Here is a 24,392-nt window from a genome sequence, read left to right as displayed (position 1 = left end):
GCTGCAAGACTACAGGAATTTTGGTAATTGGCAGGGGCAGCAGGGTTCGAACCCGCGACCTACGGTTTTGGAGACCGTCGCTCTACCAGCTGAGCTATACCCCTAAGGCCGGTGCATCAGATACGACGATGGCTGTTGGGTTGCAAGATGCATTTTGCCTGAATTTCACGCCTTCCAACCGCGTCAATTGCGCCACAGCCTTCGAAGTAAGAAAAGCTGCAGCCCGACCAATACCAGCAGCCCAACACAGAGGGCAGCAAACCCCCAAGGGTGGCTTGCGCCGGGAATACCGGCCAGGTTCACGCCGAAAAGCCCGGTCAGGAAGCCCAGCGGCAGGAACACGGTGGAGATCACGGACAAAAGCATCATCGTGCGGTTCATTCGCTCTGATTGTTGACCGGCGATTTCTTCGCGCAGCACAGTCAGACGCTCGCGCATCAGGTCCAGTTCCTCGACCGCCCGCGCAGTCCGGTCCTGTGCCTCATGCAGCCGCCGGGCTTCGACCTTGGCGATGAAGCCATGATCCGGCTTGGCAAGTGCCGCCAGCGCATCCCGTTGTGGGGACAGATGACGGCGCAGACTGACAACCGACATGCGTGCCTCAGACATCGCCTGCCGCTCTGCATCGGCGATTGGCGCGGTGAACACGTCTTCCTCAATTCGGTCCACCTGCTCTGCAACTGTTCCAACAAATGGCTCGATTCGGGCGTTCAGCAGGTCCGCCAGGGTCCCCAGCCAGCCGCCAGCGGTCCTGGGCCCCTTTCCCGAGACAAACAGGTCGGACAGGTCTTGCACCGCTGCGACCCGACGCATCGAAAGGCTGACAATCCGGTGCGGATCAACCCAGGCCCGAAGCGAGACCATGTCCACCGGGTCATCCCCCTCATTCACGTTCACACCGCGCAGAACGATCAGCACGCCCTCACCGATCACGGTCGCACGCGGACGGGTCTCTTCGGCCAGCAGCGCGGCGATGGCAGGCGGGTCAAGGTAAGTAAGGTTCTGCATGATCCAGTCCCGACTCTCGGGCAGGCGACCGTCAAGATGCACCCAAGCCAGATCGTCGGCCCGCAGGGTCTCGACAAGAGCCGCACCCGTCAGGGGATGACCCGCACTGGGACCTCCAAGGCCAAAAGCACATTGAATGAAACTGTCCATATCAAGACTTTCGCATCCGCACCCCGTTCGTCCAAGGAAAAAGGGCGCCCACTGGGCGCCCTTCCATTTGACCATCAGCGGAGCTGATTACTCGATGATCTTCGAGACGACGCCCGAACCGACGGTGCGGCCGCCTTCGCGGATGGCGAAGCGCAGGCCGTCTTCCATCGCGATCGGTGCGATCAGCTCGACCGAGAACTTCAGGTTGTCGCCCGGCATCACCATCTCGGTGCCTTCCGGCAGGATCACGGTGCCGGTCACGTCGGTGGTGCGGAAGTAGAACTGCGGACGGTAGTTCGCGAAGAACGGGGTGTGGCGGCCGCCTTCTTCCTTGGTCAGGATATAGGCTTCTGCCTCGAACTTCGTGTGCGGGGTCACAGAACCCGGCTTACACAGAACCTGGCCACGCTCGACGCCTTCACGGTCAACACCACGCAGCAGTGCGCCGATGTTGTCGCCCGCTTCACCGCGGTCCAGCAGTTTGCGGAACATTTCCACGCCGGTGCAGGTGGTTTTCGAGGTGTCGCGGATGCCCACGATCTCGATCTCGTCACCAACGTTGATCACGCCACGCTCGACACGGCCGGTCACAACCGTACCACGACCCGAGATCGAGAACACGTCTTCGATCGGCATCAGGAACGGCTGGTCAACCGCACGTGCGGGCTGCGGGATGTACTCGTCGACAGCGGCCATCAGCTCGGCGATCTTCTCTTCACCGATGTTGGCGTCGCGGCCTTCCAGCGCGGCCAGAGCCGAACCTGCGATGATCGGGATATCGTCGCCCGGGAAGTCGTACTCGGACAGAAGTTCGCGGACTTCCATCTCGACCAGCTCCAGCAGCTCTTCGTCGTCGACCTGGTCAACCTTGTTCAGGAACACGACCAGCGCCGGAACGCCAACCTGACGCGCCAGCAGGATGTGCTCGCGGGTCTGCGGCATCGGGCCGTCAGCAGCGTTCACCACCAGGATTGCGCCGTCCATCTGCGCCGCACCGGTGATCATGTTCTTGACGTAGTCGGCGTGGCCGGGGCAGTCGACGTGCGCATAGTGACGCGCGGGGGTCTCATACTCGACGTGCGCGGTCGAGATGGTGATGCCGCGTGCCTTCTCTTCCGGCGCCGCGTCGATCTGGTCATAGTCCTTGAACTCGCCGAACTGCTTCGTGATCGCAGCCGTCAGAGTCGTCTTGCCGTGGTCAACGTGACCAATCGTGCCGATGTTGCAGTGCGGTTTGCTCCGCTCAAACTTTTCCTTTGCCATAGCTGTGGCGCCTCATGAATTGGGGGACCGGACCGGCCCGATTACTCTCCGCGGGCGACATATTGGGTTGGCAGGGAAAAATCAAGCCGCAGTCAACCGGAATACGCGTTCTTTCCAGAGGTCTGGCGATTGCACATCTTTTCACGGTATCCAATCGCCCTTCGGCGGGTCATCACCCCCACTAAGAGCCGGATCACTGCCCGCTGTTGCGACGGTCGCGGATCTCTTTATCGACGCGCGTCCAGCAGGCGCGGGCGGCCTCGCCGCGCGTGTCGTCGCGCATGCATTCCGCATGTTGCGAAAGCCAAATCTCGATCTGTTCCGCTGCAACCTTGCTTAGATTTGCCATCTGTTCTTCGGCGCTTTGCGTATTGCCCGACCCAAGCATACCCTTCGCCGAGAACGCCTCGGTCACGGACAGCTGATAGGGTTTGTCGTGGAATTTGCCGCCCGCTTCATCGTCCCAGGCGGTCACCAGCAGAACCAGTGCCGATTTCGGGGCAAAGACAAGCGGGATGCCCGGCTGCGCCAGGACATAGCCGCCGACATTGATGCCAAGATGCACCATACGGTCGCCATCATAGCGCCCGACCCGCTTCTGCACCTCACCTTTGACCGAAGCGATCCAATCATCCGTCGACGCCTCACGCGACAGCGGCCCTTTCACGATCTCGGGCGCCACCACGATGTTATGGCCCAGCACGAAATCGCCAAGGTCACGCTTGTTGCCATCTGAGACATCCGTGCTGCAGGCGGCCAGTCCCAGGACAAGCGCAAGGAGTGAGAGGATACGAGGGGTCATTCGACGTTTCCTTTGTCTTGGTCCGGTCTTCGATAGCCTAAGCCCCCCGAAGGCGCAATCACACCGCGGCAATTGCCCGCCGCCACACCGCGCCCTATCTATAAAAACATGTCAAAGACGTCTCTGATCTCGCCGGACGTTCCGGTTCATGCACCGCTTGTCACCCAGCCTCTGGGCATATGGGGCAGCCTCAAAGCCGCGCGCAGCAATCTTTTGTCGATCCTGCCGGCGATCGCCTTCCGGCAACCCATGGTGTCGGGCAAGACCGGACTGCGATGGCACATGATCATGGACCCGTCCGCGATTCGGCGGGTGCTGCTGGAGAAGGTCGAGGACTATCCGAAATCCAGCGCCACCAAGAACATCCTGCGCCCCGCCATCGGCAATTCGCTTTTCATTGCCGAAGGAGCGCATTGGCGCTGGCAGCGCCGCGCCGCCGCCCCGGTCTTTTCCCATCGCAACATCGCCGCATTGTCACCGATCATGGCCGCCGCCGCGCGCCGGTCCGTCGAGCGGATTGCCAGGTCCGAAGGCCGCGCTGTCGATGTCATGGACGAAATGGTCAGGACCACGTTCGACGTGATTTCTGACGTGACCTTTTCCGGCGAGAACGTCTTTGATTCGGGCGCCGTGCATCGCGCCATTGACGCGTATATTTCCGAGGCCGGGAAGATCTCGCTATTCGATATGATCGGAGTGCCGGACTGGGTCCCGCGACCGGGGCGGATGTTTGCCGAAAACGGCGTGGCGCAGATGAAGTCAATCGCTGATGACGCGATCGAAGTGCGGAGGCGGGACGGCGCCGGTGATATCCCAGACCTGCTGGATCTACTGCTGGCAGGCGTCGATCCCGAGACCGGGCGCAAAATGGACACGCCCGAATTGCGCGACAACCTGCTGACCTTCATCGTCGCCGGGCATGAAACAACGGCGCTGACCTTGTCCTGGGCCTTGTATCTCTGCGCCTTCGACCCGGCAGTTCAGGACCGCGCCGCAGCCGAGGCGCGGACGGCGCTGAACGGTGGTGACGCGGATGCCAGCCACCTGGACAGCCTGCCCTTCATCCGCCAGATCATTGACGAAACTTTGCGTCTTTATCCACCTGCAGGCATCCTGTCGCGCACCGCGCAGAAACCTGACGAGCTTTGCGGACGCGAGATTCGGCCTGGCGACACGGTCATGATCCCGATCTACACGCTGCACCGCCATTACGACCTTTGGGAGGATCCCAATGCGTTCAGGCCGGACCGGTTCAATGGCGGCCACAAGGGAGACCGCTACGCCTATATCCCATTTGGCGACGGGCCTCGCATCTGCATCGGCGCCAGCTTTGCAATTCAAGAGGCAGTTCTGGTGCTGGCAACGCTTCTGTCGCGGTTCAGGTTTGATCTGGTGCCGGGGCGTGCGCCCGAGCCGGTGATGATCCTGACACTGAGGCCGCAGAATGGTGTCTGGCTGACCGTAACACCTAGGTGAAAAGTGGGTGACGGCTTTACCCGGCGCGCCCAAACGACTACCTCTCGGACGACAACGACGAGGCGGCAATGACCAAACCGAACCTGACCCTCTACCTTGCCGCACCGCGCGGCTTCTGCGCCGGCGTAGACCGGGCTATCAAGATCGTGGAGATGGCGCTTGAGAAATGGGGGGCGCCGGTCTTTGTCCGCCATGAGATCGTGCATAACAAATTCGTCGTGGACGGGTTGCGCGACAAGGGCGCGATATTTGTCGAAGAACTGTCGGACTGCCCCGACGACCGCCCCGTTATCTTTTCGGCCCATGGCGTCGCCAAGGTGGTCCCGGCCGAGGCAGAGCGGCGGCAGATGATCTATGTCGATGCCACCTGCCCGCTGGTCTCGAAGGTTCATATCGAAGCCGAACGCCATTACGAAAATGGCCTCCAGATCATCATGATCGGTCACGCCGGGCACCCCGAAACCATCGGCACCATGGGACAACTTCCCGACGGCGAGGTGCTTCTGGTTGAAACGGTCGACGATGTTGCGACCGTTGACGTGCGTGACCCCGGCAAGCTGGCCTTCGTGACCCAGACCACACTGTCGGTCGATGACACAAAGGATATTGTCGCGGCGCTTCAGGCACGGTTCCCGGCAATCGTCGGCCCTCACAAGGAAGACATCTGCTATGCCACCACGAACCGCCAGGAAGCCGTCAAAGCCGTAGCAGGCAAGGTCGAGGCGATGCTTGTCGTGGGCGCGCCAAATTCGTCTAACTCGCGTCGGCTGGTTGAAGTTGGCGCCAAGGCAGGCTGCGCCTATGCGCAGCTTGTGCAACGCGCAGACAATATTGACTGGCGGGCGCTGGACGGGATTTCTTCGGTGGCGATCACGGCCGGGGCTTCGGCCCCCGAAGTGCTTGTGACCGAGGTGATCGACGCCTTCCGCGCGCGCTTCAACGTCACGGTCGAGCAGGTCGAAACCGCGGTGGAACGGGTGAATTTCAAGGTTCCGCGCGTCTTGCGCGATGTCGAGACGGAAAACTGAGGTCGGGAAGATGAGCGATCCCGACACGCTGAAGTTCTATGACACCCAGACTGATGCCTACCAGAAGCTGGCGGCAGGGTTTGAAAATGCCGCGCTACGCGACTTCGCGGAGCAACTGCCTGCGGGTGGTCACATTCTCGATTTGGGCTGCGGACCGGGACTGGATTCCGCGCTTCTGGTCAAAGCTGGCTTTGTCGTGACAGCAATGGACGCCAGCGCGGTAATGCTGCGTCAGGCCGGTATGAACCCCGGCGTTCAGACCCGGCTGGCAACGTTTTCCGACCTCGACGATGTAGATGTGTTCGACGGCATCTGGGCGCATTTCTCGCTTCTGCATGCGCCCAAGACCGACCTCCCCGCCCACCTTGCCGCGATCCACCTCGCGCTGAAACCGGGAGGGTCTCTTGGGCTAGCGCTGAAGATCGGCACCGGCGAGGCGCGGGACAAGCTTGGTTGTTTCTTTGCCTATTACCAAGAGGACGAGCTTTTGGCGCTTCTGGAGTCAAACGGCTTCACCGTTATCAACATCGCGCGCGGCTCCTCGGTCGGAATGGCCGGGACCAATGACCCTTTCTTGATGGTGACTGCCCATGCCTGACCTCTTTGCCTTTACCGATGGTGCCTGTTCCGGCAATCCCGGCCCTGGTGGATGGGGCGTGTTGATGCAGGCCAAGGACGGAGACGCTGTCCTAAAAGAGCGCGAACTCAGCGGCGGTGAGGGTGAAACCACCAATAACCGCATGGAACTGATGGCCGCGATCATGGCGCTGGAAACGCTCGAGCGCCCCAGCCGGATCACCGTCGTCACTGACTCGGCCTATGTAAAAAACGGGGTGACGGGCTGGATTTTCGGCTGGAAACGCAACGGATGGCGCACGTCGAGCAAGAAGCCCGTGAAGAATGTCGAATTGTGGCAGCGGCTTGACTCGGCGCAAGCCCGCCATGATGTGACGTGGGAATGGGTCAAGGGGCACGCCGGGCACCCCGAGAACGAAAAGGCCGACGAACTGGCTCGCGCGGGCATGGCGCCGTTCAAGCCGCCCAAGGGTGGAAACGGGTCATGACCTTTCTGACGGCACTCGACTTTGCTTCGGTCTTTGTGTTTGCCCTGACCGGGGCGCTGGCGGCTAGCCGGGCGCAACTGGATATCGTCGGCTTTGCTTTTCTTGCCTGCCTGACCGCGGTCGGCGGTGGCACGGTGCGCGATCTTTTTCTGGATCGGCACCCGGTATTCTGGATCGAGCAGCCGGGTTTCGTGCTGACTGCCTCGGTCGCTGCGCTGATCGTTTTTTTCACCGCCCATCTCGTGGAAAGCCGCTATCGCGCACTTCTGTGGTTTGACAGCCTCGCACTTGCCGTTGCGGTGCCAGCCGGGATCGCAGCGGCGCTGGCCACCGGTCAAGGTCCGATTGTCACGGTCCTAATGGGCATGACCACGGGTTGCCTTGGCGGATTGATGCGCGACGTCGTCTGCAACGAGCCCCCTGCACTTTTGAAGCAAGGCGAGCTCTACGCCACCGCCGCTTTTGCCGGAGGCGTGACGGCCCTTCTTGCCCTTTCCATTGGCATGCCGGAAACCGTCGCGCTTGTCGCTGCGGCTGTGTCGACCTGGGCGCTGCGGGCGGGGTCGCTGGGGTTTGGCTGGCGGCTTCCGGTTTACAAAAGCCGCCCACCCCGACAATAGCCCCGGTTTGATATCAGGCTGCGTTGCGGGCGTTGTCTGTCGCGGCCTCTCCCACCTCAGGCTCTTGCGACGACAGCCTCTGAATGGCCTTCAGCATAGCCTTGATGTCGTCGTTGCGCCGCTTGATGCGCATGGCACGGCGTCGATGGGTGTCGATGGCCTCGGCCTGAAGCTTGACCAACCTCTCGCTCTGTTCGAACAGCCGATCACGATAGGCTTCGGCTGTTCCAAAGGCTTGGGCCAGCTTCAGATCGACCTCGTCATTCTTGTCGAACTTGGACCAATAGCCCAGTTCGATCTTGCCGTTCTGGTGGTTGGCACGCCCGCGTTTCTGCTTGATGACGAAAGAATTGAGCGACCGCAGGGCATAGTGGTTCAGCTGCGCCGCCTCATATCCATATGTGTCGTGAACAAACAGTGCCTTGCGGGTTTGATCCTCGGTCAACCGCGTCCCGTCGGGTGTAATCCATTTCAGCGGTCCCGGCTCAGCGGTCAGGAAGGGGCGGTGGACGCCCATCCGGTCGAAATCCTTTGAGTTGCGATACATCGTCTTGAAAAAGCGATGCTCGCCGGGTTGCCCCTTGGCCGGCTGGCAGCGCGTGAACTGGCGCGGCACCGGGCGGTCCGAGATGTCCTCTACCCCCATGCTGCCAAATATCTTCCAGACAAAAGAGATCGCGTCGACATCGGGGTGCATGTTGATCAATCCCGGCAGCGTACCGTCGCCCACATTGATTTGCAGATACTCATCCACATCCGCGACCAGGATCCAGTCTGCTTCGGCCACAACTGGTTCATATTGCGCCCACATCAGCGCCGATTTGTGCGGCCCGCGCTTCATGACCCGGCTGAACCGATGATGCACTTCGCCAAGGCGGTTCAATTCGCGCAGGATGTGGTCGGTCGGATCATTGCAGTCGTTGGTGAATACAACGATGTCCGTCACGCCGATCGACTTGTAATGCGCCACCCAGTCAAGGATATACGGCGCCTCGTCCTTCATGGTGGTGACAAGGGTTATTCGCGGCGCGGAATCATCCCGCCGAAAGCTGAAGAAAGCCACTGCTCGCTGCCTCACGATATGTATGCGGCTCATTTGACGGCCGCGTTTTGCTCTACCTGTGAGTGTAGCCCGACAAGGGGACTCCGTCCAGAAATTTAAATGGAGTCAATCCATTGGGTTGGCGCAGGCCGCATCGTCGTAACGGGCTGGATCGCTATTTGCGCAGATATGTCTGCCAGAGCCAAATCAACAGCAGGGCCCCCAGAACCGCACCGATGAAGCCAGCGGCAAAGCCCATCACCGCCAGCAACGTGCGCAGCACCAGCCCGCCGACCAACGCCCCGGCCATGCCGATGACGATGGTCGTGACGATATCCGCTTCGATTTTCATCAACCGGGTCGCAAGGAACCCCGCCGCAGCACCGATGATAACCAAAAAGAGAATGCCCATGAATTCGCCCTTAACGCCGCCAATGTGTCGGCACGATGATAAGCGCCCCAATGGAAGAGACAATGGCATTCACCCCCGGAGAGCCGAAACCGATGTGAAACAGGCGCGTGACCATGAAGAAAAGGAAGGCGCCACCGATGCAGATGATGATCGACGGCAAGTATCCATTGCGGGTGAAGCCGGTTTTCTCGGCGCCATAGCCGATGATGCCGGCAATGATCACGGTTCCGAAAAAGGTAAAGAGCATTCCGGTCCCCCTTGGGCTAAATCACAGATCCCTTCGCCACCGGAAACCCCCGCAGGAAGGTTTCGGCATCCTGCGCGCCCTTGCCCGCTCTTTGCAAGCGCAACAGCCGCACCGCGCCCCGCCCGCAGGCTATGGTCAGCACGTCGTCCAGAACCTCGCCCGGTTTGCCCTGCCCTTCGGCGCGCTCGGAGCCAAGGAACTTGACCCGCTCACCGCCGATCTCTGCCCATGCACCGGGGAATGGCGACAGACCCCGGATCTTGGCGTCGACCTCTTGTGCCGGGGCGGTCCAGTCGACCTGAGCCTCGGCCTTGTCGATCTTCTTGGCGTAGGTGACACCCATCTCGGATTGAGGCTCAAGGGCAAGCTCGTCAATCCGGCTCAACGCTTCGACGATCAGGTCCGCGCCCATTGCAGAAAGCCGGTCATGCAATGCGCCCGTCGTTTCTGTCATGCCGATCGGAGTGGCACGACGCAGCAGCACATCGCCGGTATCCAGCCCCGCATCCATCTGCATGATGCAGATGCCTGTTTCCGCATCGCCTGCCATGATCGCCCGATGGATCGGCGCCGCACCACGCCAGCGCGGAAGCAACGAGGCATGGATGTTCAGACAGCCCCGGCGCGGCGCATCAAGGATCGCCTGCGGCAGGATCAGCCCATAGGCGACAACCACCGCGATCTCGGCGCCAAGCGCGGTAAAGGCGGCCTGTTCGTCCGCGGTCTTTAGCGACACTGGATGGCGCACTTCAAGCCCAAGTTCCAGCGCGCGGGCATGAACCGGAGTGGGGCGTTCTTTCTTGCCGCGACCGGCGCGGCGCGGCGGCTGGCAATAGACGGCAGCGATGTCATGGCCCGCCTCGACCAGCGCCTCAAGAACCGGGACCGAGAAATCGGGCGTGCCCATGAAGATCACTCTCATGCCAGCTTCCTCGCCTTCTTGATCAGCATGTCGCGCTTGGTGCGGCTGAGGTGGTCGAAATACATCCGGCCATTGATATGGTCGATCTGGTGCTGCACCGAGGTCGCCCAAAGGCCGACGAAATCCTTGCGCGCGATGCGTCCCTGTTCATCAAGATAGCGGACTGTCACTGCCCGGGGACGTTTGATCACCGCCGAGACACCGGGCAGGTTGGGGCTGGCTTCCTCGTGCTCGCGCAGTTCGATCGAGGCGTGCAGCACTTCCGGGTTGCCCATCTTGACCGCCTGCCCCCGTTCCGAGCTTGCATCTACGACGATCAACCGCCGCATCACGCCGATCTGGTTGGCCCCCATGCCGACACCGGGCATCGCCTCCATCGTGTCAATCAGGTCCACCCATGTCTGGTGGTCCGCGTCGGTCAGTTCGACAATCGGTTCAGCGGGGGTGCGCAGCCGTTTGTCGGGCCAGTGCAGGCAGGGGCGCACGGTCATGCCAACCTCTCGTATTCAGCTAGTTTCTCGTCGCGGGTTGCGGCGTCCAACCGATCAAAGATCACCACGCCATCCAGATGATCCATCTCGTGCTGGGCGCAAATTGCGGCGAACCCTTCCAGCCGCTCGGTCACCTCATCACCATTGGGCAGGTTCCACCGCATCTGGATCCAGTCGTGTCGCGCCACATCCGCCGCGACACCGGGAATAGACAAGCAGGCCTCCTCGCCAATCACCTTGTTGTCAGAGGCCGCAACGATCCTGGGGTTGATACAAATAAAGGGCGTCTTCGCCCCCTCTTTCCACGTCACGTCCATCACGAAAATACGTTGCATCACCCCGATCTGGGGACCGGCCAGACCACGCCCCGGTGCAGCATACATGATTTCCAGCATGCCCCGGCCCAGCGCCTCCATGCCCGCGAAATCGGTGACCTTGGCACAGGGTTCAGACAGCCGCGGATCAGGCCAGGTCAGGATCGGCGGCAGATTCACGCGCGGGCCTTGTCGCGCTTCATCTTGGCAGATTTGCGCGTCATCATCTGACGTTTCATCGGCCCGAGATAGTCGATGAACAGCTTGCCATTCAGGTGGTCGATCTCATGCTGGACACAAGTGGCCCACAGCCCGTCGAAATCCTTTTCCTGAGGATTGCCTTCGAGGTCGAGCCAGCCGACCCGCACCTCGGCGGGACGGGTCACATCGGCAAACTGCTCGGGGATCGACAGGCAGCCCTCTTCATAGGTGTTGAGGTCGTCGGAGGACAACAGGACCTGCGGGTTGACCATGACGATCGGCTCCGGATCGCCATCCTTGACGCAATCCATCACGATCAGCCTTTGCAAGACGCCAACCTGCGGCGCGGCGAGACCAATGCCGGGCGCGTCATACATGGTTTCCAGCATGTCATCGGCCAGCGCGCGCAGCTCGTCACTGATATCGGCGACGGGGTCACACAGCTTTTTCAACCGCGGATCGGGGTGGATCAGGATATTGCGTTTCATGCCGCTTCATCTAGGCGATGGCGGCCATTTGCGCAACGCCCCTTGCGCTGTCGCGATTCTGCCCCTCTTGCACCCGGCGAACAATCGGGTAGCGTCGCGCACAAGACAAGACAGGACGAGACTATGAATTTCGACAAGCTGATCGACCGGCGCGGCACGGAGTCCGCGAAATGGGACCTGATGGAAAAATCGTTTGGCGTGTCCCCCGACGACGGGTTGGCCATGTGGGTGGCGGACATGGATTTCGAAGCGCCCGACTTCCTTCAGAAAGCCGTCAGGGGTCTGATCGACAAGGCGAATTATGGTTACTTTGCCGGTATCGAAGGCCTGGAAACCGCGCTGACGTGGTGGCTTGAAACCCGACACGACTGGAAAATCGACCCGACCTGGATCACGCTGACGGGTGGCCTTGGCAACGGCATCGCCATGGCGCTTCAGACCTTCACCCAACCAGATGACGTCGTTGTGACCTTCACACCGGTTTATCACGAGTTTGAGGTCAAGATCGGCAAGACCGGGCGCAAGAACCTGCAACTGCCGCTGGTTCAGGATGAACACGGGCTCTACCGGATGGACTTCGCCGCCTATGAGTCCCAGATGACCGGCGCGGAAAAACTGGTCCTGATCTCGCACCCCCACAACCCCGCCGGGCGCGTCTGGTCTGTCGAGGAATTGAAGGAACTCGCCGAATTCTGCGTCCGCCACGACCTGCTGCTAATCTCGGACGAGATTCACAGCGATCTGATCCTTCCCGGTCACAAGCATATGCCAATGCATATAGTCGCCCCCGAGATCGAGAACAGGTTGATCGCGATGACTTCGGCGTCCAAGACCTTCAACATCGCTGGCGGGCGCACCGGGTTTGTCATCATTCCCGACGCGGACCTGCGCAACCGTTTCAGGGCGTTTCATCGTTCGCTGGACCTCAGTCCTAACCTGTTGGGGGTGGTCCTGTCGCGGGCTGCGTTCAGCCCCGAAGGCGCGGCCTGGGTCGATGCGCTGTGCGGCTACCTCGATGGCAATGCGGCATTGTTCAACGAACAGGTCTCGGCAATTCCGGGGTTGAAGGCGATGCCGATGCAGTCGACCTACCTTGCTTGGGTTGATTTCGCGGGCACAGGCATGTCACGCGACGAGTTTCATGATCGGGTCTATCGCAAAGCCCGGATTGCGGCGACGCCCGGCCACACGCTGGGCAAAGGCGGCGAGAGCTTCCTGCGCTTTAACCTTGGCACCCAGCGCGTGCGGGTGGAGGAAGCCGCCGCGCGACTGGCCGAAGCGTTTTCCGACTTGCAATAGGGGCGGCTTAGCGCCGCCCTTCGCGCATCCAACCCGCGGTGATCAGCCCGGCCACGATCAGCAGGACCACCCAGGCAGGTAACAATGGGGTTCGGACAACGTCCAGCGTTTCATAAGCGCCGCGCGGAGTCAGACCCAGCCACCCCCGTCCCGCCGCCGGCCGCCCTTCGCGCACGTCACGCAGACGCGGCAACCCGTCCTCAAGTGCGACCGCGCCACCGCGCATGGACGCGAGAACCGGCTTTACAATTTCATCCGTGGCAATGGTCTGTTCAAACTCGCGCGGCGCGGCTGGCCCAAGGCCGATGACCGCCGTCTTGCCCCCATTCTCCAGCCGATAGAGACCGATCTCGGCCCCTTCAAAAACCGTTTCGTAGTGCCCCGGCGACACCTCGTTCATCGGCAGGTTCACCACCGCCCCTGAAGGGGAAGTCACCGTGACGTCTCCGACCGTGTCGTCCAGCGTGCGCCGGATGATCCGCATCGTCTGGCCGGTCGGTTCGGCCCAAAGCATGTCTTCTTCCAGTTCCGGCTCTGCCATCATCCAATGTGCCAACCGCCGCAGGATTTCCAGCTGCGGGCCACCGCCTTCGAACCCGCGCGCCCAGAGCCAGGCGTGATCCGAAGCAAGAAGCGCCACCCGCCCCTCGTCCACCCGGTCAAGGATCAGCAACGGACGGTCTTCGGCCCCGGTCATAACCACGTGACCCGACTGCGGCTCTACCTCGATCTGGCGCAGCCAGCGCCCCCAGGACCCGGCGTCCGGCAAGCCCGACGTCACCGGATGGCGTTCGCCAAGTTCAGACACTTTGGGGGTAAAACCCTCGGCCACGATCCGAGCCGTGGGTCGGGCGGGCAAGATGTCAGCCAGGGGCGTGCGATAGATGCTTGCGGCAGTGGCGAAATCCGGCCCCGCTGCAACCAGCAGCGCCCCACCCTCGCGCACATAGTTTACAACGTTGTCGAGATACAGCGACGGCAAGATGCCACGCCGCTTGTAGCGGTCAAAGATAATCAGGTCGAAATCTGTGATCTTGTCCATGAACAGTTCACGGGTCGGAAAAGCGATCAGCGACAGTTCCGTCACCGGCACCCCGTCCTGTTTCTCGGGCGGGCGCAGGATAGTGAAATGTACGAGATCGACCGAGGCGTCGGATTTCAGAAGGTTGCGCCATGTGCGCCCACCGGGGTGCGGTTCGCCCGATACCAGAAGCACGCGCAGGCGGTCGCGCACCCCGTTGATCTGGATCAGCGCGGAATTGTTGCGGTCGGTCAGTTCCCCTTCGGCCTCGGGGGTCGAAAACTCGATGACATTGCGCCCGCCATGGTTCAGGGAAAGGGGCACGTCAATTTCTTCTCCGGTCGGCACTTCGAAACGCACCGGCTCATCACCGTCGACCGACACCAGAAGCGTGGCACGGTCGGCGCCAGCGGGTACCGCCCCGCTGTCCTCGATGCTCAGGGTCAAAGTCACAGGCTCGCCCAGTATGGCGAAGGCTGGCGCGTTCTTGACCAAGAGCCGACGATCCCAGTCGCGTTCACGTCCGGTGTGCAACAGGTGCAAAGGTGCCGGCAGGTCCGGGGCGCGGTCGATGTCGTGGACCCGCCCGTCAGAAATCAGAAAAACCCCGGCAATACGTCCGCGCGGCTCCTGCGCCATGGCTTCGGCAAGCGCAGCCATGGCAAGGGTGCCGGTGTCGCCCTCGCCATCGCCGATGTCGATGCGGCGCAATTCGGTGTTGGGACGCACGGAAATACGCGCGGCCAGCTCTGTTGCCGCGGCCTCGGTGTCTGTGGCGCGACTCGCGAGCTGCTGACTGGCGCTCTGATCCACCAGCATCAGGACTATGTCCGAAAGCGGCGCACGGTTTTCCCGTTGCAGGACAGGCCCGCAAAGCGCGGCGATCACTGCGGCGGCGGCCAAGCCACGCAACCACCAGCCCGGCAAACCGCGCCAAAGCGCGATGCCGACCCCAAGCGCAGACATCGCCGCCAGAACCGCGATGGTCCAAAGCGGCAGGATCGGGTCGAACATCACCGTACCCGTCATTGCCCCAGCCTTTCCAGAAGCGCAGGCACATGCACCTGGTCGGATTTATAGTTCCCCGTCAGCACATGCATCACCAGATTGACCCCGAAGCGATAGGCCAGTTCGCGCTGCCGCTCTCCGCCGCGCCCGTGACCCACAGGGTACACAAAGCGACCATTGTCATCGATCGCCCAGGCCGCAGCCCAGTCGTTTCCGCCGATCACCACTGGCGAAACGCCGTCATTGAGGTTGCGGAATGGCATCCCCTCGATCTGTTCTGCATCGGGTGGCGCGGCCTCGACCCACAGGTCGCGGCCCGCATATCGACCCGGAAAATCCTGTAGCAGGTAGAACGTGCGAGTCAGAACGTGGTCCTGGGGCACGGGTTCCAACGCCGGAATGTCCAGCGGCAGCGCCAGCCGCTGCAGTTTGCGCCCGTTCGGACTGGCCGCGCCAAACCCGGCCACATCCGCGTCGCGTGTATCAAACAGGATCATGCCGCCCGAGCGCAGATAGGTGTTGAGCCGGGCATAGGCTTCGTCCGACGGGATCGGCTGATCAGGTGAGATCGGCCAATAAAGCAACGGGTAAAGTGCAAGCTCGTCGCGTTCCAAATCCACGCCCCGCGGCGTTGCAGGTTCAATCGACGTGCGAAACGTCAGAACGCGTGACAACCCCTGAAGCCCACGGAATGCGGCCTGGTCGACCTGTCCATCCCCTGTCAGCACATGGCCAAACACAACCTCGGCCGCGATCTCGACGGCAGTGTCCTCTTGTGCGTCTGCAGGATAAGGCGGCAAGGCAAGGGCGAGTGCCAGTACTGCCACTACCCGGCTGCCCCACAATCGCCCCGACACCAACAGCGAGGCGGCGATATCCGCCAAAAGCAGCGCCAGCGCGAGCCCCAGAATCAGCCCGCCCAGTTCTCGTGCGGGCGGCGCGGCGCTGCCTTCGACAGGGACATCGGCCGGCCATGCAAACGGGCGAAGTTCAGCATCCGGCCCATTGGCGTTGACGGCCAGCCGCTGCGCATCCGAGATATAGAGGCCCGGGCGCAGTTGTGGCCCGATCTGCCCCGCCAAAATGCTTTCGCCGGACACACCCGCCAGCGACTGGCCATCCTGCAGTGCGCCAAAACCGTCCAGTACTTTCTGAGGCTGCCAGGTGGTGCCTTCCATGTTCGCCGCGCTAGTGCGATCGGCGATTCCAAGCGCAGCAAGGCGGTCCAGCATCTGCACAAACAGCCCCGACAGCGGCAGGCCAGACCATTCCGCATTGGCTGTGACATGGAACAGGACCACCTGCCCGTCTCCAAGAGGCTTGCGGGTGACAAGTGGCGTGCCATCCGACAGGGCCGCAATCACCCGGTCGGCCAGTGTCGGGTCAGGTTGCGCCATGACCTGTGCCGTCACGCGCACTTCGTCCGGCACCGAAAGTCCGGCAAAGGGGCCATTGTCGTCAAAGGGCGCCAGCGCCTTGGGTTCGCCCCAGGACATCGCTCCGCCGACGCTGCGGCCACCCGCCCGAAGACGCACCGGCATAAGGGGATCTTCTTCTTTGCGGCTGACGCCCGACGCGGCCAGCTTCGGCCCGGCGAAGCGCAAAAGCAGCCCACCCGCTTCGGCCCAGTCCAGAAGGGCTGCCGATTCCGCATCAGACAAAACAGCTACATCGGCCAGAACGATGACCTGGGGGTTCGCCAGCAGGACATCTTCGAGCGGGCCCTCGATCACATCCGCCGTTGGCACAAGCGCCTGTCGCAGATAGTGCAGTGGCGACAACAGTTGCAACCCCTCACGGTCTTGCCGACCTGCCACCAGCGCGATCTCGCGTCTTTGCAATGCGTCATCGGCCAGAACGACTGTCCCGGCAGACCGGATGCCGGCAAGTTCGAACCGCGTGATCCGCGCCCGCAGTTCGGATGGAAGTACCAGGTCAACTCCGGCCTCGGCCGCACCGTCATCGAACACGAACCGGGACGTGGCAAGCACGGTCTCATTCCCGCCCGGATCGCGACCAATGGCATTCAAACCGACGTCTCGACCTCCCACAGCCATGGCCCGGACGGCGGCAAGGCGGATATGGCCGTCTTCGAATTTGGGTGGCAACAGAGCAATTGCTCCTGTGCCGGGCTGGAAAACGCGCACGACACCGCGCGATCTGAGGTCACCGAGAATGTCGCTGCGGCCAGCAAACTCAAGCCCCGAGGATAACCAGAAAGTTTCAACTGCACCGTCTCCAAGCGCGTCCGCCACCTCTGCCAGGCGTTCTGCCCGTGGTAGCCACGGTAGGGGTTGCAGCCCCGCCAGTCGTGTCCGCCAGATGTCGGCAGTCAGGAACTGCACCTCAACGGGGTCAGCAAGGTTGATCACCGCCGCCTCGCGCCCCTGACGCGCGGCCTTGGCAAGCTCGGCCTCGGCCGCCGAGACATGCGCATCCCACTGATCCGCCGACGCCCAGCCGCCATCAAAAACGATCAGAAGCGGCCCATCGCCATCCCCTGCGGGATCAGGGTTCAGGATCGGGCCGGCCAGTCCGACAATCACCGCCGCCACAGTCATCATCCGCAACAATAGCAGCCACCACGGGGTACGGTCAGTGACGGTATCTTCATCCTGAAGCCCCAACAGCAAAGCAACACCGGGAAACCGGCGGCGCACCGGCGCAGGCGGGATTGCCCTCAGGATCAGCCACAGCACGGGCAACGCAATCAGTGCAGTTAGCAGCCAGGGCGCTGAAAAGGCGATGGGAAGTCCGAACATCAGCCCCTCCGCTCCAAAGCGCGATAAAGCCACTGCAACGCGACCTGCGCCGGGGCATCGGTCCGATGTGACGTAAACTGCCACCCCGTAGCCCGCGCCAGCTGCGTCAGCCGCGCCTTGCGTTCGGCCAGGCGATCCAGGTAACGCGCCTTCAGGTCATCGGCCTTCTTGGTCTCGTGCCTGAGCGTCGCGCCCATGCTTTCAAAAAGCGCCCGCCCCCGGAACGGGAAGCTTTCTTCGGCCGGATCAAGCACCTGCATCAGGACACCCCTTACCCCTCGGTCCGCTGCTTTCGTCAGCGCCGCCTCGACTGCATCGGTCTTGCCAAGGAAATCCGACAGGAACACCGCGCGGGCGTGGGGCAACATGGCGCGCGCTTCGGGTGAGCCATAGTCCTCATCCTCCGGCTGCAAAAGCCGATCCGTCAGGCGCAGAATCTGGCCCTCGCCCCGGCGCGGAGGAAGGCTGATTCCGGTCAGGCCCACTCGTTCCCCGCCTCGGATCAGAAGAATAGACACCGCCAGCGCGATCACGCGCGCGCGGTCGCATTTCGTGTCAGCACCCTTGACCGATCCGAACCCCATCGACGCCGACTGGTCGACCCAGAGCATCACCGATTGCGCCACCTGCCATTCGCGTTCGCGCACGAATTGCCCGTCGGACTTTGCCGAGCGCCGCCAATCCACCATACGCATGGAGTCGCCGGGACGCACCGGGCGGTATTGCCAGAAATCATCCCCCAACCCCGAACGCCGCCGCCCGTGATCCCCCAAGAGGACCGTGCCCGCGAGATGCTCGGCCCGCGCCAGGAGTGGCGGCAAGCGCGCAGCTTCGGTTTCCGACCGCGTTCTGAGTTGGGTGGGAAGTGTCACGCCGCCGCCTCGGACCCGTCCAGTCGAGCAAGCGTTTCGTCGATCAGACCGGTCAGCGTGTCGCCACGGGCACGGGCAGCGAAGTTCAACGCCATACGGTGACTAAGAACAGGCGCCGCCATGTCGATCACATCTTGCGCCGATGGCGCCAGACGGCCATGCAATAGCGCCTGCGCCCTTACCGTCATCATCAGGGCCTGCGCCGCACGGGGGCCCGGCCCCCAGGCAATTTTCTCGCGCACTTGCTCTGTCGCGGTGTCGTCCTCGGGGCGAAACGCGCGGACCAGGTCGAGGATGCGCTCCATCACCGCTTCGCCCACGGGCATGCGGCGCAGCAGCTGTTGGGCCGCAATCAGCTCTTCACCGGTGAACACCTGATGCGCCTCGTCCTCGTCGGCGCCGGTGGTGGCAAGCAGAATATCACGTTCGGTGTCGCGGGTCGGATAGGGCACATCGATCTGCACCAGAAAGCGGTCAAGCTGCGCCTCGGGCAATGGGTATGTGCCTTCCTGTTCAATCGGGTTCTGGGTCGCCAGAACGTGGAACGGCGCCGACAGCGGGCGGTCCTGTCCGGCAACGGTAACTTTCTTTTCCTGCATCGCCTGCAAAAGAGCAGACTGAGTCCGCGGGCTGGCACGGTTGATCTCATCCGCCATCAGGAGCTGGCAGAATATCGGGCCCGGCACGAATCGGAACTCGCGCGTTCCGCCTTTGCCTTTCTCCAAAACCTCCGACCCAAGAATGTCAGCCGGCATCAGGTCGGGCGTGAACTGAACGCGGTTTGCATCAAGGCCCATCACCGTCGACAAGGTCTCGACCAGCCGGGTCTTGCCCAGACCCGGCAACCCGACAAGCAGGCCATGGCCGCCGCACAGAAGCGCGGACAGTGTCAGGTCCACCACCCGTTCCTGACCGATGAATCGCCGGGTGATCGCGGACTTGGCCGCAACCAGTTTTTCGCCCAATGCCTCGATCTCGTCGATCAGTTCGGCGTGTTCGGCCATGACATTTCTCCTGTTTCGACCTAGCTTGTTGAGAGTCTATCGTGCGCGAGGGAAATGGCAAAAGATATGAGCGGACAAATTCCCGTGAAACCGACCGCCGACGGCATCGCCGCCGCTGCCAAAGCCGCGACCAAGGGTAAGGGATTGCCACCGGTACATCTGTGGAACCCGCCATTCTGCGGCGATCTGGACATGCGCATCGCACGGGACGGCACCTGGTTTTACCTCGGCACCCCGATCGGCCGGAAGGAACTCGTCAGGCTGTTTTCCTCCATATTGCGTAAGGACGGCGACAAGTATTTCCTTGTCACCCCGGTCGAAAAAGTCGGGATAACTGTCGACGACGCTCCTTTCGTGGCTGTTGATTTTGACGTGACAGGCTCTGGGCAGGATCAGGTGCTGACCTTTGAGACCCATGTCGGGGACTTCACCACGGCCGGTCCAGCCAATCCGATCCGGGTCGAACGCGACCCTGAGACCGGGGAACCATCGCCCTATGTGTTGGTACGGACCAACCTGGAAGCCCTGATAGACCGCAAAAGCTTTTATCGTCTGGTCGAGATCGGCAGCCATCACGAAATTGACGGCAAAAGCTGGTTCGGCCTGTGGTCCAGCGGAGCCTTTTTCCAAGTGATCCCATCCAGCGAAATGCCCTGACGTAAACAAACTGTCACCAAATCAGCAACAATCTGGGCACCTTGGGATGAGTTTGCCCACTTGCACGACGTCGGAGTCTGCGGCAAGACATCACAGGAATGTGAGGTAATCATGCGTTTTGTTGCAAACTTGTCGATGCTCTTCCAAGAGCTTCCGTTTCTCGACCGTTTTCAAGCTGCCGCAGATGCGGGTTTTACGGGCGTAGAGGTTCTGTTTCCCTATGACATTGCCGCCAAGGACATCCTGCACGAATTGAACAGGACAAACTTGACGCTGGCGCTGATCAACACACCGCCCCCGAACTGGGCAGGGGGCGAGCGTGGGTTTGCCGCAACGCCAGGAGGGCAGGAACGGTTCCGCCACGATCTGAAGCGGGCCCTGCGCTATGCCGAGGTTCTGGGCGCTGAAATGGTGCATATCATGTCCGGCGCTGCCGATGGGCCCGAGGCTCGCCAAACCATGATCGATAACCTGAACTGGGCGGTCGAACACGCGCCAAAACAGCGGCTGACCATCGAGCCAATCAACCGGACGGATATGCCCGGCTATTTCCTGTCCGACTTTGATCTTGCCGCCGAGATCATTACCGAGATCTCGGCCCCGAACCTGGCGCTTCAATTCGATGCCTATCATGCCTTTATGATTACGGGCGACGTGATGGGCACATGGGAAAAGCACAAGTCTCTTGTGGGTCACATCCAGATCGCCGGCGCACCCGGCCGGCACGAACCCGTCGGGGGAGAGATCGACTATCCTGGTTTCTTCGCAAAGATTGACCAGGACGGGTACCGGGGCTGGGTCAGCGCCGAGTATCGCCCCGCCAAGTCGACCGAGGCCGGGCTGGGCTGGTTGCCGCGCTGACAGGATGCGGCCTTCTGGCAGCTGGACATTCATTCCAAAGTCAGCATGTGTATCGACATCCAATCGATGAAACATGCCAAGAGGTATTACATGTTCCCGGCCAAATTTGCCCCTGTCCTGTTTGGATTTATCGTCTCAGGGCTGATGTCCTGCATTGTCTCGTGCATTGCCACCATGAAGGCGGTCGGGCTGGTTGACGGTTTTGTCGGCACATGGATGTCGGGGTGGGTATCCAGCTGGGCTGTCGCCTTTCCCGTGATCCTGTTCGTCGCACCGCTCGCGCGCAGGCTGGTTGCGCGCTTGACGATTTGAAACACAAGTTCGCCGGGTTCGATGCGGGCCACCAGTCCGCGCCTCCCGGCCTCAGAACTTGTGGACATAGGCCACATACGGACCTTCTAGGGTGAAGGACGAAACAAACGTGCTTTTGTCGAGATCCACGAATACATGCCGATAGCCCAGTTGGACCGATGACGACCTGCCGGTTTTGAATCCGACACCCGCGCGCAGGTCCGAATAGAAATCGGCACCTCGACCCAGACCGCCAATCCCAAGAGATCCTTCGACCGACATGTGTTTGCCCAGATCGTACCGCCCTCGAACGCCAATAAACGGCGTGAGAAGCAGCTTGTCGGCGCGCAGGTTCCCCGATGGGGTGCGTAGCTTGATGGCAAGATCAAAGTGGCGCAGCCCGATTCCGGCTGTCATCACATGCATCGGGCCATTGGAGATTTCCCTCAGAACACCGACAGCCGCACTTGCCCCTGTGACTTCAAGCTCTGACGCGCCAAATACCTGGTCGACCGCCCGCAAATAGTTGATGTCTCCAACCAGCGACCAGTCTCCGTTCGATGCAACGGCCTCAAGCTGTGTCACCGTCTGAAGCCGGACATCGCTGCCGGACTCGGCCAGAACGGTCTTGGCAGACGGCATCTCGAGCCAAAGGTATGGCGCAAGCGTAATGTCCCACTGGCCTGCCTCAACAGAAGTCGTGGCCAGCAGCGCCAATGCCAGGGATGATGCCTTCATTTCCTTGGTTTTTCCCGCCACGTGTCCAGCCAGCGCGCAAAGCGGTTGCGCTTGTCGGCAAGGTTGTCGCCGGCCGCGTCGAAGCTGTCACCGACGTCCTGAAGCACAGGATCGATCCGGCGCGCGCGGAAACGCTTCCAGCGCACCCAGACCGCCCAGAAAACGGCAAAGAAAACGATCAGGATACCAATTGAAATCCAGGGGATAATCAGGACATCCGGCCCCTCGACCTGCCAGACATTGGTGGCATTAGGATAGATCGACATGAACTCGTTACGCCAGCCATAGTGTTTCACGGCCACCCACTTCGGGTTCTCCTTGGTCGATTTGAGGTCCGTCGCCTTGGCCTGCAGGTTCGACGTGTCAAATTTGAAATAGGGCGGCCAGCTCCAACCGGTGTCCTCGTTGCGATAGACCATGGGCCGTTCGTTCGCGCGAAACGTCTGGATGAAAAAGACGTCGCGGTTGATCGTCCCGGTCGCCTCGCCTGCATGTTCGCGCGCCCAGAAGATCGAGTTCTCGCCGAAATCGACCCGTTTTTCATAGGTGTCGGCGATCCGAACCACGTCATACTGCGGCAGCGTGTAATGGAAAAACGCGGCGATCAGCACCCAGAACAGGATGCGAAATCCCCATTTGACATAGACCATTTCCGGCCCCCTTACATGAAATTCGTCACATAGACGATGGTGACGACCAGAACTGTCGGCACGATATAGACCCCCCAGATCAGCTTTCGCCGAAGCGATCCATCATATTCCTTCAGACCTTGCTCGACATAGGTCTCAAGGTCGCCGGGCCTGCCTTCTTCCTCCCACCACGTCTTCAGCTTGCCCCGCCTAACCGAGCGTGACCAGGCCGATACGATCACATAGACGATCGTCAGGAAGATGAACCCGAAAAAGATCAGTCGCAACAGTCCCAGCATCGCCTATCTCCTTACCGCACCCCAAGGTCCGACCCGCGCGATCAAATCGTCACGGGGCGGCGGGGGCGGTTCCTGCATGGGGGCATCATGGCCGAAAAGCGCGGCGCGCGCACCTGCCTTGTCGACCTGGTATTCGCGGGTCAGGAAATCGGCAACATAGGACCGCTTGGTGTCCGACCAGGTGCGATACGCGCGATAGAACGCTTCCTTGTGACAGATGAACAGCTGTCGCACATCCTTGGGTGCCAGTTCCGCCAACAGCATATTGACCAGCGCCGCATCCGGCGTATCCGCCGCCCGCAGCGTATAGAAATAGGCCGGGTGATCGCTGGTGATGCGCGGCCACGGCCCGTCATCCTCGGCCCAGTTCACCAGTGCGCGCAGGGCGTGAAACTCTTCCGGCAGGTCGTCGGCATGGGCCCGCGCCAGCGCGCGGATATCGCGCCGGGTGGCGCCGGTCAGGTCGACCCCGGCATCCTGCGCCGCATCCACCACGATGAAATCCATCTTCTGGCGCAGGATCGCGGCGGCATCGATGCCGCGTGCTTTCACGATCGGCTCGACCAGCTTGTCATAGTCGAAGAACTTGGCAATGCGGTTCCGGTCGGTTGGGTCAAAGACGTACTTGATCGGCAGGTCCTCAAGCCCCTGTTTGCCGCTCATTGCGATCACGGCGGGATGGTCGACCTCTTTGAAAATGTAAAGCCCGCCGAAATGCGCGGTCCAGAAATTAGCCTGAGCGAACTCCATTTGCTCAAGCCGCACTGGGTTGCGTGTCACATCGCCCGTCTCCTTGGCGACCGAGATCATGTCGGCAATCAGCACGTCATCGAACCAGGCGTCCTCTTCCTGTTTGAAGCGGTCGACCATCCGTCCCAGTTTTTCAGCATTCTGCACCGTGCCCGTGGTGGTATCCGCCTCGACCCGGATCTTGCGGATATCGAACAGGCGCACGGGATCGGCGACCGAATAGACCGAGTTCACAAGCTCACCCGCCACCGCATCCCGCGCGGTCAGCGCAAAAAGCTGGGGTTCGTTGCGGGTGATGAAGGATTTCAGAATGTCGCGGCTGGTCGAGAATTGAACGTTGAGCAGCGGCGCGGTCTTCTGCTCGGTCGTGAGCAGGATGAACTGCCGGTTGCAACCGCCGTGGTTGAGGTAAAGGTGATCGTCCAACTCATCCCCGATCTCAGGCGAATAGCCCGAGATGTCGATGTGAAAATCGGTGAGGCTGGTGGTCTTGCCGGTCAGATGTTTCAGCGCACGGTTATACCGCTCGACCAAGGCGGGCGAGGACACCTCGACTAGGTTGCCGAACATCAGGCCGCGTTGGATTAATCGGTGCATTTATCCCTCCGTTCGCCAAAGGCCAGCGACGCACCCGGCCCGAGGGTGAGTGCAGAATGCGCCCGCCCTGTGGGGC

Annotated in this window: 27 protein-coding genes and 1 tRNA gene; 9 read left to right on the top strand and 19 right to left on the bottom strand. The window is 61.5% G+C overall.

Annotated elements, in window-relative coordinates; all coding sequences use genetic code 11:
• Positions 1–28 precede the first annotated feature (28 nt).
• The 4 genes from JQ863_RS04830 to JQ863_RS04815 form a co-directional block, all read right to left on the bottom strand.
• Positions 29–104: transfer RNA gene (locus JQ863_RS04830), tRNA-Trp, on the bottom strand.
• A 79-nt stretch (positions 105–183) separates the two neighbouring features.
• Positions 184–1,158 (bottom strand): zinc transporter ZntB, encoded by a 975-nt coding sequence (locus JQ863_RS04825; protein WP_204113183.1) that lies wholly within the window; start codon positions 1,156–1,158, stop codon positions 184–186.
• Positions 1,159–1,245: 87 nt separating this feature from the next.
• Positions 1,246–2,421 (bottom strand): elongation factor Tu, encoded by a 1,176-nt coding sequence (gene tuf / locus JQ863_RS04820; RefSeq protein ID WP_204113182.1) that lies wholly within the window; start codon positions 2,419–2,421, stop codon positions 1,246–1,248.
• A gap of 193 nt (positions 2,422–2,614) precedes the next feature.
• Entirely contained in the window at positions 2,615–3,223 is a 609-nt protein-coding gene (locus tag JQ863_RS04815; protein WP_204113181.1) for a hypothetical protein, read from the bottom strand.
• Between the two features lie 108 nt (positions 3,224–3,331).
• Between JQ863_RS04815 and JQ863_RS04810 the strand changes: the two genes are divergently transcribed.
• The 5 genes from JQ863_RS04810 (at position 3,332) to JQ863_RS04790 (ending at position 7,411) form a co-directional block, all read left to right on the top strand.
• On the top strand, positions 3,332–4,699 hold the full coding sequence (locus JQ863_RS04810; RefSeq protein ID WP_204113180.1) for a cytochrome P450: 1,368 nt from the start codon (positions 3,332–3,334) through the stop codon (positions 4,697–4,699).
• A gap of 68 nt (positions 4,700–4,767) precedes the next feature.
• Positions 4,768–5,727 (top strand): 4-hydroxy-3-methylbut-2-enyl diphosphate reductase, encoded by a 960-nt coding sequence (gene ispH / locus JQ863_RS04805; RefSeq protein WP_204113179.1) that lies wholly within the window; start codon positions 4,768–4,770, stop codon positions 5,725–5,727.
• Positions 5,728–5,737: 10 nt separating this feature from the next.
• Positions 5,738–6,325: a class I SAM-dependent DNA methyltransferase gene (locus JQ863_RS04800; protein ID WP_204113178.1), complete on the top strand. Its 588-nt coding sequence runs from the start codon at positions 5,738–5,740 to the stop codon at positions 6,323–6,325.
• A complete protein-coding gene (rnhA, locus tag JQ863_RS04795) occupies positions 6,318–6,791 on the top strand; it encodes a ribonuclease HI (protein ID WP_204113177.1) in 474 nt (157 codons plus the stop codon). Before JQ863_RS04800 ends, rnhA begins: the two co-directional genes overlap by 8 nt.
• Complete coding sequence (locus JQ863_RS04790; protein ID WP_204113176.1) at positions 6,788–7,411, top strand: trimeric intracellular cation channel family protein; 624 nt, start codon at positions 6,788–6,790, stop codon at positions 7,409–7,411. The genes rnhA and JQ863_RS04790 overlap by 4 nt, the downstream gene beginning before the upstream one ends.
• Before the next feature lie 13 nt (positions 7,412–7,424).
• Here the strand turns inward: JQ863_RS04790 and JQ863_RS04785 are convergent, their stop codons facing one another.
• The 7 genes from JQ863_RS04785 to def (JQ863_RS04755) form a co-directional block, all read right to left on the bottom strand.
• Positions 7,425–8,414: a glycosyltransferase family 2 protein gene (locus JQ863_RS04785; protein WP_204113175.1), complete on the bottom strand. Its 990-nt coding sequence runs from the start codon at positions 8,412–8,414 to the stop codon at positions 7,425–7,427.
• A gap of 214 nt (positions 8,415–8,628) precedes the next feature.
• Positions 8,629–8,865 (bottom strand): GlsB/YeaQ/YmgE family stress response membrane protein, encoded by a 237-nt coding sequence (locus JQ863_RS04780; RefSeq protein ID WP_204113174.1) that lies wholly within the window; start codon positions 8,863–8,865, stop codon positions 8,629–8,631.
• Positions 8,866–8,875: 10 nt separating this feature from the next.
• Positions 8,876–9,112, bottom strand: coding sequence for a hypothetical protein (locus JQ863_RS04775; protein WP_204113173.1), 237 nt, complete (start codon positions 9,110–9,112; stop codon positions 8,876–8,878).
• A 16-nt stretch (positions 9,113–9,128) separates the two neighbouring features.
• Positions 9,129–10,034, bottom strand: coding sequence for a methionyl-tRNA formyltransferase (gene fmt / locus JQ863_RS04770; RefSeq protein ID WP_204113172.1), 906 nt, complete (start codon positions 10,032–10,034; stop codon positions 9,129–9,131).
• On the bottom strand, positions 10,031–10,525 hold the full coding sequence (def, locus tag JQ863_RS04765; protein ID WP_204113171.1) for a peptide deformylase: 495 nt from the start codon (positions 10,523–10,525) through the stop codon (positions 10,031–10,033). The genes fmt and def (JQ863_RS04765) overlap by 4 nt, the downstream gene beginning before the upstream one ends.
• Entirely contained in the window at positions 10,522–11,019 is a 498-nt protein-coding gene (gene def, locus JQ863_RS04760) for a peptide deformylase (RefSeq protein ID WP_204113170.1), read from the bottom strand. Before def (JQ863_RS04760) ends, def (JQ863_RS04765) begins: the two co-directional genes overlap by 4 nt.
• Positions 11,016–11,528, bottom strand: coding sequence for a peptide deformylase (gene def / locus JQ863_RS04755; protein WP_204113169.1), 513 nt, complete (start codon positions 11,526–11,528; stop codon positions 11,016–11,018). Before def (JQ863_RS04755) ends, def (JQ863_RS04760) begins: the two co-directional genes overlap by 4 nt.
• A gap of 123 nt (positions 11,529–11,651) precedes the next feature.
• Between def (JQ863_RS04755) and JQ863_RS04750 the strand changes: the two genes are divergently transcribed.
• Positions 11,652–12,827 (top strand): MalY/PatB family protein, encoded by a 1,176-nt coding sequence (locus JQ863_RS04750; RefSeq protein WP_204113168.1) that lies wholly within the window; start codon positions 11,652–11,654, stop codon positions 12,825–12,827.
• A gap of 7 nt (positions 12,828–12,834) precedes the next feature.
• On the opposite strand, the gene JQ863_RS04745 is transcribed toward JQ863_RS04750, so the two are convergent.
• The 4 genes from JQ863_RS04745 to JQ863_RS04730 are packed head-to-tail and all read right to left on the bottom strand — an operon-like array spanning position 12,835 to position 19,494.
• Positions 12,835–14,877, bottom strand: a complete 2,043-nt coding sequence (locus JQ863_RS04745) for a glutamine amidotransferase (RefSeq protein ID WP_204113167.1) — start codon at positions 14,875–14,877, stop codon at positions 12,835–12,837.
• Positions 14,874–17,618 carry a DUF4159 domain-containing protein gene (locus JQ863_RS04740; RefSeq protein WP_204113166.1) on the bottom strand — a complete coding sequence of 915 codons (2,745 nt, stop codon included), beginning with the start codon at positions 17,616–17,618 and terminating at the stop codon, positions 14,874–14,876. Before JQ863_RS04740 ends, JQ863_RS04745 begins: the two co-directional genes overlap by 4 nt.
• Complete coding sequence (locus JQ863_RS04735; RefSeq protein WP_204113165.1) at positions 17,618–18,490, bottom strand: DUF58 domain-containing protein; 873 nt, start codon at positions 18,488–18,490, stop codon at positions 17,618–17,620. Before JQ863_RS04735 ends, JQ863_RS04740 begins: the two co-directional genes overlap by 1 nt.
• Positions 18,487–19,494 (bottom strand): AAA family ATPase, encoded by a 1,008-nt coding sequence (locus JQ863_RS04730; protein WP_204113164.1) that lies wholly within the window; start codon positions 19,492–19,494, stop codon positions 18,487–18,489. Before JQ863_RS04730 ends, JQ863_RS04735 begins: the two co-directional genes overlap by 4 nt.
• A 66-nt stretch (positions 19,495–19,560) precedes the next feature.
• On the opposite strand from JQ863_RS04730, the gene JQ863_RS04725 reads away from it, so the two are divergent.
• The 3 genes from JQ863_RS04725 to JQ863_RS04715 all read left to right on the top strand — a co-directional run bounded on the left by JQ863_RS04725 (position 19,561) and on the right by JQ863_RS04715 (position 21,324).
• Positions 19,561–20,151: a DUF1285 domain-containing protein gene (locus JQ863_RS04725; RefSeq protein WP_204113163.1), complete on the top strand. Its 591-nt coding sequence runs from the start codon at positions 19,561–19,563 to the stop codon at positions 20,149–20,151.
• 111 nt (positions 20,152–20,262) lie between these two features.
• The gene (locus tag JQ863_RS04720; protein ID WP_239113209.1) at positions 20,263–21,012 is read left to right on the top strand and encodes a hydroxypyruvate isomerase family protein; all 750 of its coding nucleotides are present in this window, start codon (positions 20,263–20,265) and stop codon (positions 21,010–21,012) included.
• Between the two features lie 66 nt (positions 21,013–21,078).
• Positions 21,079–21,324 (top strand): DUF2798 domain-containing protein, encoded by a 246-nt coding sequence (locus tag JQ863_RS04715; RefSeq protein WP_420826221.1) that lies wholly within the window; start codon positions 21,079–21,081, stop codon positions 21,322–21,324.
• Between the two features lie 51 nt (positions 21,325–21,375).
• On the opposite strand, the gene JQ863_RS04710 is transcribed toward JQ863_RS04715, so the two are convergent.
• Genes JQ863_RS04710 through JQ863_RS04695 form a run of 4 tightly spaced genes read right to left on the bottom strand, consistent with a single transcriptional unit; the run spans position 21,376 to position 24,316 of the window.
• Positions 21,376–22,041 carry a hypothetical protein gene (locus JQ863_RS04710; RefSeq protein WP_204113162.1) on the bottom strand — a complete coding sequence of 222 codons (666 nt, stop codon included), beginning with the start codon at positions 22,039–22,041 and terminating at the stop codon, positions 21,376–21,378.
• Positions 22,038–22,691, bottom strand: coding sequence for a DUF1523 family protein (locus tag JQ863_RS04705; RefSeq protein WP_204113161.1), 654 nt, complete (start codon positions 22,689–22,691; stop codon positions 22,038–22,040). The genes JQ863_RS04710 and JQ863_RS04705 overlap by 4 nt, the downstream gene beginning before the upstream one ends.
• An 11-nt stretch (positions 22,692–22,702) precedes the next feature.
• On the bottom strand, positions 22,703–22,969 hold the full coding sequence (locus tag JQ863_RS04700) for a hypothetical protein (RefSeq protein WP_204113160.1): 267 nt from the start codon (positions 22,967–22,969) through the stop codon (positions 22,703–22,705).
• Between the two features lie 3 nt (positions 22,970–22,972).
• Entirely contained in the window at positions 22,973–24,316 is a 1,344-nt protein-coding gene (locus tag JQ863_RS04695; protein WP_204113159.1) for a DUF6638 family protein, read from the bottom strand.
• Positions 24,317–24,392: the final 76 nt, after the last annotated feature.

Source organism: Shimia biformata (assembly GCF_016888515.1).
GTDB lineage: Bacteria > Pseudomonadota > Alphaproteobacteria > Rhodobacterales > Rhodobacteraceae > Shimia_A > Shimia_A biformata.
Note: the sequence above shows the minus strand (reverse complement) of the source record. Positions and strands in the feature narration are given on the sequence as shown.